Source organism: Streptomonospora mangrovi (genome assembly GCF_027604915.1).
Classification (GTDB): domain Bacteria; phylum Actinomycetota; class Actinomycetes; order Streptosporangiales; family Streptosporangiaceae; genus Streptomonospora; species Streptomonospora mangrovi.
Genome location: NZ_JAJAQC010000081.1, coordinates 1 through 6,656 on the forward strand (window position 1 = coordinate 1; position 6,656 = coordinate 6,656).

The following is a 6,656-nucleotide window of genomic DNA, read 5'->3' on the forward strand; positions in this document are numbered from 1 at the left end:
GGGCCCGGCGGGCGGGGGGGGGGGCGGGGGGGGGGGGGCTGGGGGGGGGGGGGGGGGGGGGGGGGGGGGGGGGGGGGGCCCGGGGGGGGGGGCCCCGGGGGCGGGGGTCTCCAATGTGCTTCCCTGCCGGGCGGATCGCGTGCACCGGGGCACGGCGATGAGGGCCTACAGAAAATGAATTGAGTTCGGTTCAGCGGTATTCACTGGAACGGGTTCGACGCGTCGGGGACACAAACGGACAGACCGCGCGACCGGGGTTTACCGGGCGCACGGTTTTCGGCCTTTCGGGGGTTTATCTCCGCCGACGATCCAGGGCGATCGCGGTTATTCCCCACGCCTTCCGGAGACTAACGCAGCGCACAGGAAAAGTGTGCACAGTCGGCATGCCGGAACACAACAGCAGTCGGCAATCCTCCGCTAATCACCGCAGTACACACGCAACATCCCGTTCGCCCGTCCTGCCCCTTATGCCCCCCGGAACACCTGAGGTCGGACATATCAGCAGACGGCAATTTGCGGACATTTGACAAACCCCGCACACCCGGTGAACCTGGGGTCCGACCACGGAATTCCGTCGCGACCTCCACCTGACCGAAATCCGGGCGCCTGTCAGCCCATAGCCCCCAAAACGCAGTTTCGACCTGGAACGGGCGCGGCCCGCGCGCCCGCGAACCGAAAAAGGTGACGGAGTAGCCATGCTGCACACGCTCGTCGTCGGTCTGGGCCGCTCGGGGCGGGGCCTGCACCTCCCGGCGCTGACCCGCGCCCGCGCCCTGGCCGGCCGCCAGCGCCTGTTCTCCCCCGGTCCCGTCCTCACCTACGACATCCGGGCGCTGCGGGGCGAAACTCCCCTGCCTGGCACCCGGCCCGTGACCGCCCTGCCCGAGGCCGCGGCCCTGGTCGACCCCGCCCGCACCGTGGTGCACCTGTGCACCCCGCCCGGGGTCCGCTCCCGCCTGCTGGCCGACCTCGCCGCCCTGGGCTACCGCCGCGTCCTGGTCGAGAAGCCCCTGGCGCCCGACGAACCCGAACTCGCGGCCGTGCTGGAGGCCCGCCGCCGCCACGGCCTGGACCTGGTGGTGGTGGCCCAGTGGCTGACCAGCGCGCTGAGCTACCGGCTGCTCGCCGCCGCCCGCGAGGGCGCGTTCGGCGAGCTGCGCGCGATCTCCGTCCTCCAGAGCAAGCCCCGGTTCGTGCGCTCCCTCACCAGCCGCGCCCACCCCACCGTCTTCGACGTCGAACTCCCGCACTCGGTCGGGGTCGCCCTGGCCCTGGCCGGCCCCGCGCGCGTGCGCGCCGCCGCGTGCACCGACATGGCCCTGGGCAACGTCGAGGTCCCCCGCCTGGGGCAGGCCCGGCTGGTCCTGGACCACGACTCCGGCACCCGCACCGAGATCTTCTCCGACCTGATGTCGCCCACCCGCGAACGCCGCATCCGCCTGGAGTTCGCCACCGCCACCCTGGTCGGCCACTACCCGTGCAGCGAGGACGACGACACCGCCCAACTGCGCACCACCAACGAGACCGGGTCGGCCCACCTGGTCTTCCACGACGACGCGCTGGCCGACTTCATGCTGCGCGCCTACGAGCACTTCTCCGGCCGCCGCCCGGTGGCCGACCTCTTCGACATCCAGGTGCGCACCGTGCGCCTGCTCGCCGAGGCCAAGCGGGTGTGCGCCGCACCCGCCGACATCGGCGCCACCGCCGGCGTCGGCACCGCCCCGGCCCGGCCCGAGGCGGTGAGCCCCCGTGGTTGAGTCCGCCGCGCCCGCGGCACCCGCGCCGCCCGCCGCCGCGCCCGCCGTCCGCCCGGCCGCCGCGCCCCCGGCCTCCCCCGCTCACCCCGCGCCCGCCCCGGCCGCCGCCGCGCGCACCGAGTCCATCGCCTACGCCGGCATCGGCGACGAAGCCGCCCCCGGCCTCGCCGCCCAGATCGCGGCCGTTGACACGCTGGGCTGGCGCCACCTGGAGCTGCGCACGGTCGACGGCACCGCCGTGGCCGACCTCGACCCCACCGCGTTCGCCCGCTTGGCCGACGAACTCACCGCGCGCGGGGTCGTGGTGTGCTGCGTGGACTCCCGGATCGGCAACTGGGCGCGCCCGGTCACCGCCGACTTCGCCCCCGACCTGCGCGAACTCGCCATCCTGGCCGACCGCTGCGCCGTGCTGGGCACCGACCGGATCCGCGTCATGTCCTACCCCAACGACGGCCTGTCCGAGCGCGAGTGGCGCCGCCGCGCCCTCGACCGCGTCCGCCGGCTGTGCGACCTCGCCGAACCCCGCGGCCTGCGGCTGCTGGTCGAGAACTGCGCCGGCTGGGCCGCCGACTCCGCCGAGCGCGTGCTCGACCTGCTCGACTCCGCCGACAGCCCCGCGCTGGGCCTGCTCTTCGACACCGGCAACGGCGTCGCCCACGGCTACCACGCGCCCGACCTGCTCGCCGACATCGCCGCCCGGGTGGCTCACGTGCACGTCAAGGACGCCCGCCCCGGCCCCGACGGCGCCGTCTACACCGTGCCCGGCGAGGGCGAGGCCGGTGTCGCCGACTGCCTGCGGCTGCTGCTGGCCGCCGGCTACCAGGGCGTGTGGTCGATCGAGCCGCACCTGGCGCTGCGCCCCCACGAGCCCGGCACCGCCCTGTCCGGCGACCCCGCCGCCTTCACCGCCGCCGGCGAGGCGCTGCGCCGCCTGGTCGACCGCGTGGTCGCCCCGGCCGCGCCCGGGTGGTCCTCCGGGGCGCTGGGCCTGGTGCGCCGGGTGGCGCGGTGAGCACCGCCCGGCTCACCCCCGCCGACCACCGCCTGCTGCTGCGCCTGCTGGAGCTGCCCACCGCCGGGCCGCTGGAGACCGGGCCGGGCGCGCCGCCGCCGCGCCTGCGCCAGGCCCAGCTCGCCTACGCGCGGGCCGCCGCCGATGCGGGGTGCGCGGTGGTCCACCACGGCGCGCCCGACCCCGCCGAACTCGACCGCGACGACGTCCCCGAGGCGGTGCGCCGCGCCCTGGCCGACCCCGCCTTCCTCGCCGACCAGCCCAGCCTGGTGCTGCGCCTGGGGCCGCCGCTGCCGCGCGCGGCCACGGTGATGTTCAACGTCCACCTCGACACCGTCGCCGGCGACGAACCCGTGTCCTTCGACGGCGCCCGCTTCCACGGGCGCGGCGCCGCCGACGCCAAAGGGCCGGCCGTGGCGCTGCTGGCCGGCCTGCGGGCCGCCCGCGCCGCCGACCCCGCCGTGGGCACCGAGGTAGGCGTGCTCGTCCAGGCCGTCGCCGGCGAGGAGGGCGGCGCCATGGGCGTGTTCGGCACCCGCCCCCTGGTGGAGCGCGGCTACGTCGGCCGCCTCAACCTCTTCTGCGAGCCCACCGGCCTGCGCTACCTCCCGCGCTGCACCGCCGCCATGACCGCACGGGTGCGGGTGCGCGGCCGCGACTCCATCGACGACCGCCCCGGCGAGGGCCACAACGCCACCGTGCTGCTCGGCTTCCTCGCCCAGCACCTGGCCGAGGCGCTGGCCCACCACCCCGGCGGGACCGTGTGCGTGGCCGGGCTGCACACCGGCACCCTGCACAACCGCGTCTACGGCAGCGGCGACCTCCTGCTCAACCTCGCCTACGCGTCCTCGGCCGCCGGGCGGCGCCTGGGCGCGGCACTCGAGGCGGCGCTGGAGTCCGGCCTGGCGGAGTTCTCCCGGCGCTTCGCCGCCGCGCCGCCCTTCGCCCGCACCGCCGCCGACGCCCGCGCCATCACCCGCCTGGACTGGCTCAAGCGCGGGCTGCCCACCCTCGACGGCCCCGACCCCTGGCTGCGCGACCTGCTGGAGGGCGCCGGGGTGGCGCCCTGGCCCGCCGACTCCCACGGCTTCACCTGCGACGCCATCTGGCTGGCCGGGGTGCCCGGCGCCGCCGCCGCCGTGCTGGGTCCCGGCGACCTCGCCGCCAACAACGCCCACGCCCAAGGCGAGTTCGCCGACCTGGCCGACCTCGACGCCTTCGCCGACACCGTCGCCCGGGTGCTGCTCGCCTTCGCCCACGACCACCGACAGACGAACGGAGCACCGTGACACGAACCGACACCGCGCCCCAGGCCCCCGAGCGCAGCGAGGTGCGGGTCAACCACGCCGACCTCCTGGCCTGCACGGCGCGCGTCCTCACCGCGCACGGCCTGGCCCCCGACCGCGCCGAGGCCGCCGCGGCGGCGCTGTGCCACGGCGACCTCACCGGGGTGCGCTCCCACGGCCTGGCCAACCTGGAACGCGTCTACCTGCCCGCGCTGCGCTCGGGCCGCATCGACCCGGCGGCCGAGCCCGACGTGGTGTCCGACCTCGGCGCCTGCCTGCTGGTGGACGCCCGCCGCGCGCTGGGCCTGTGGCAGGCGGGCACCGCCGTGGACCTCGCCGTGGCGCGCGCCCGCCGCCACGGCGCCGGCCTGGTGTGGGTGCGCGGGGCCACCCACTTCGGCTGCGCCGGCCACCACGCCGCCCGCGCCGCCGACCACGGCATGGTCGGGATCGTGGCCGCCAACTGCGGGCGGCAGCGCATCGCGCCCCCGCCCGGCGGGCTGCGTCCGCTGCTGGGCACCAACCCCCTCAGCGTCGCCGCGCCCGCCCTGCCCGGCCACCCGTTCGTGCTGGACATGAGCACCACGGCGGTGCCCACGGGCCGCGTCCGCGAGGCCGCGCGCGCCGGCCGCGCCGTCCCAGAGGGCTGGCTGGCCGACGACCTCGGCCGCCCCGTCACCGACCCCGCCGCCTTCGACCGGGGCGAGGCGCACCTGCGCTGGCTGGGCCAGGGCGACGGCGCCTACAAGGGCTTCGGGTTGGGCCTGGCGGTGGAGGTGCTGGCCGCCCTGGTGCCGGGCGCGGGCCTGGGCCCCTGGCCCGACTCCCCCGGCGCGGGCGGCGGCGCGCCCGCCGCGCCCGCCGACGACGACATCGGGTTTTTGGCGGCGGCGCTGGCGCCCGAGGCGCTGCGGCCGGGCTTCGCCGCCGACGCCGCCACCATGTTCGCCGAGGTCCTGGCCTGCCCGCCGGCCGACCCGGGGGCGCCGGTGCGCTACCCCGGCTGGCACGAGGCCGAGCGCGCCGCCGCGCACCGCCGGGGCGGGGTGCCGCTGGCCGAGGCGGTCTACCGCGAACTCGCCGCGGCGGCCGAGGCCGCCGGCACCGTCCCGCCCGCCGTGATCGGGGGCATGTGATGGCGGCGCCGCTGCGCGTGGGGGTGGTCGGCCTGGGCGCGATCTCGCGGTTCTACCTGCGCGCGCTGCGGGAGCGCCCCTCGGTGCGGCTGGCGGCCGTGTGCGACCCCTCGCCCGAGGCGCTGGCGCCCTTCGCCGGCACCGTGCCCTGCCACCGCGACCACCGCGACCTGATCGCCGCCGGGGGCCTGGACGCGGTGGTGGTGGCCGCGCCCAACCACCTGCACGCGGGCATCGCCGGCGACGCGGTGGCGGCGGGCCTCGCGGTGTGCGTGGAGAAGCCGCTGGCCACCGACCTGGCCGACGCCCGCACGCTGGCGGCGGCGGCCGAGCGGAACGGGGTGCCGCTGCTCACCGCGTTCCACCGCCGCTACAACACCGCCGTGGCGGCGCTGGCCGGCCGCCTCGCGGGGCGCGCGCCCGTCACCGGCCTCACCGTGCGCTACCTGGAGCGGATCGAGGACCACATCGGCGGCGACGCCTGGTACCTCGACCCGGCGCGGTGCGGGGGCGGCTGCGTCGCCGACAACGGCCCCAACGCCTTCGACCTGGTGCGGCTGCTGCTGGGCGAGGTCGAGGTGGCCGACGCGCGCATCGCGCGCGACCCCGCCGGCCTCGACCGCCGGGCGGGGGTGCGCTTGACCGCGGCCGGCGGCGCCGAGGCGGTTGTGGAGCTGGACTGGGCCTACCGGGGCGAACTCAAGGACGTGCGGGTGCGGCTGGCCGACGGCGGGACCGACTCCGCCGACATGCTCGCCGGCCATCCCGGGTTCAAGGACTCCCTGTGGCACGAGTACGCCGCGATCGTGGCCGACTTCGAGGACCGGGTGCGCGGGCGCGCGCCGACGGCCCGTGACGGCGGTGTGGCGGCCCTGGCGCTGGTGGAGGCGGCCTACCGCGCGGAGCGGCCGGCACCGTCCGGCGCGCCGGACGGCGTCTCGGCCGGGGCGGAGGGGCGCGCGTGAACGGCGAGGATGGGGCCAAGCGGACGGTGGCCGCCACCGTGGTCAAGGTGCTGGTGCACCGCCGGAGCGACCGGGGGATGTCCCTGGAGCCGTTCGCCAGCCGGTGCGTGCGGGCGGGCGAGGTCCACGAACTGGTCACCACCGACCACACCGACACCGCGCCGGGCGCCCGGATCGACCGGGTGGGGTTCCTCGGCTTCGCCGAGATCGACCGGGCGGGCGTGATCGACCGCGGCGACGAACTGCGGGTCAACGGCCGCACGGTCGGCACCGTGCTGGGGTTCGACGCCTGCCACTTCCCCAACCACTACAACGTGCTGGTGCGCACCCCGCGCACGCTGACCGGGCCCGACCTGCGCCTGGCGCCCGAGGACCGGGTGGAGTTCACGCCGGCGCCCTTCACCGACGACTGAGGCGGCGCGGCCCGCCGCCGTGCCCACCGCCCCTGCCGCCCCCTGTGGGCGGTGGACGGAGGTGGACGGAGACGGGCCGCGCCGCGC

Annotated in this window: 6 protein-coding genes; all 6 read left to right on the top strand. The window is 77.3% G+C overall.

Annotated elements, in window-relative coordinates:
* Positions 1–695: 695 nt before the first annotated feature.
* From LG943_RS26265 to LG943_RS26290, 6 genes are read left to right on the top strand one after another with little or no spacing between them, the layout of a single operon-like run.
* A complete protein-coding gene (locus LG943_RS26265) occupies positions 696–1,757 on the top strand; it encodes a Gfo/Idh/MocA family oxidoreductase (RefSeq protein ID WP_270075063.1) in 1,062 nt (353 codons plus the stop codon).
* Positions 1,750–2,769: a sugar phosphate isomerase/epimerase family protein gene (locus tag LG943_RS26270; protein ID WP_270075064.1), complete on the top strand. Its 1,020-nt coding sequence runs from the start codon at positions 1,750–1,752 to the stop codon at positions 2,767–2,769. The genes LG943_RS26265 and LG943_RS26270 overlap by 8 nt, the downstream gene beginning before the upstream one ends.
* Entirely contained in the window at positions 2,766–4,058 is a 1,293-nt protein-coding gene (locus LG943_RS26275; RefSeq protein WP_270075065.1) for a M20/M25/M40 family metallo-hydrolase, read from the top strand. The genes LG943_RS26270 and LG943_RS26275 overlap by 4 nt, the downstream gene beginning before the upstream one ends.
* Entirely contained in the window at positions 4,055–5,191 is a 1,137-nt protein-coding gene (locus LG943_RS26280) for an Ldh family oxidoreductase (RefSeq protein ID WP_270075066.1), read from the top strand. The genes LG943_RS26275 and LG943_RS26280 overlap by 4 nt, the downstream gene beginning before the upstream one ends.
* The gene (locus LG943_RS26285; RefSeq protein ID WP_270075067.1) at positions 5,191–6,156 is read left to right on the top strand and encodes a Gfo/Idh/MocA family protein; all 966 of its coding nucleotides are present in this window, start codon (positions 5,191–5,193) and stop codon (positions 6,154–6,156) included. The genes LG943_RS26280 and LG943_RS26285 overlap by 1 nt, the downstream gene beginning before the upstream one ends.
* Entirely contained in the window at positions 6,153–6,569 is a 417-nt protein-coding gene (locus LG943_RS26290) for a DUF6917 domain-containing protein (RefSeq protein WP_270075068.1), read from the top strand. The genes LG943_RS26285 and LG943_RS26290 overlap by 4 nt, the downstream gene beginning before the upstream one ends.
* Positions 6,570–6,656: the final 87 nt, after the last annotated feature.

Bases quoted from the DNA above. Each gene is read 5' to 3' on its own strand.
- LG943_RS26285 (WP_270075067.1), top strand. From the start codon at position 5,191: ATGGCGGCGCCGCTGCGCGTGGGGGTGGTCGGCCTGGGCGCGATCTCG.
- LG943_RS26265 (WP_270075063.1), top strand. From the start codon at position 696: ATGCTGCACACGCTCGTCGTCGGTCTGGGCCGCTCGGGGCGGGGCCTG.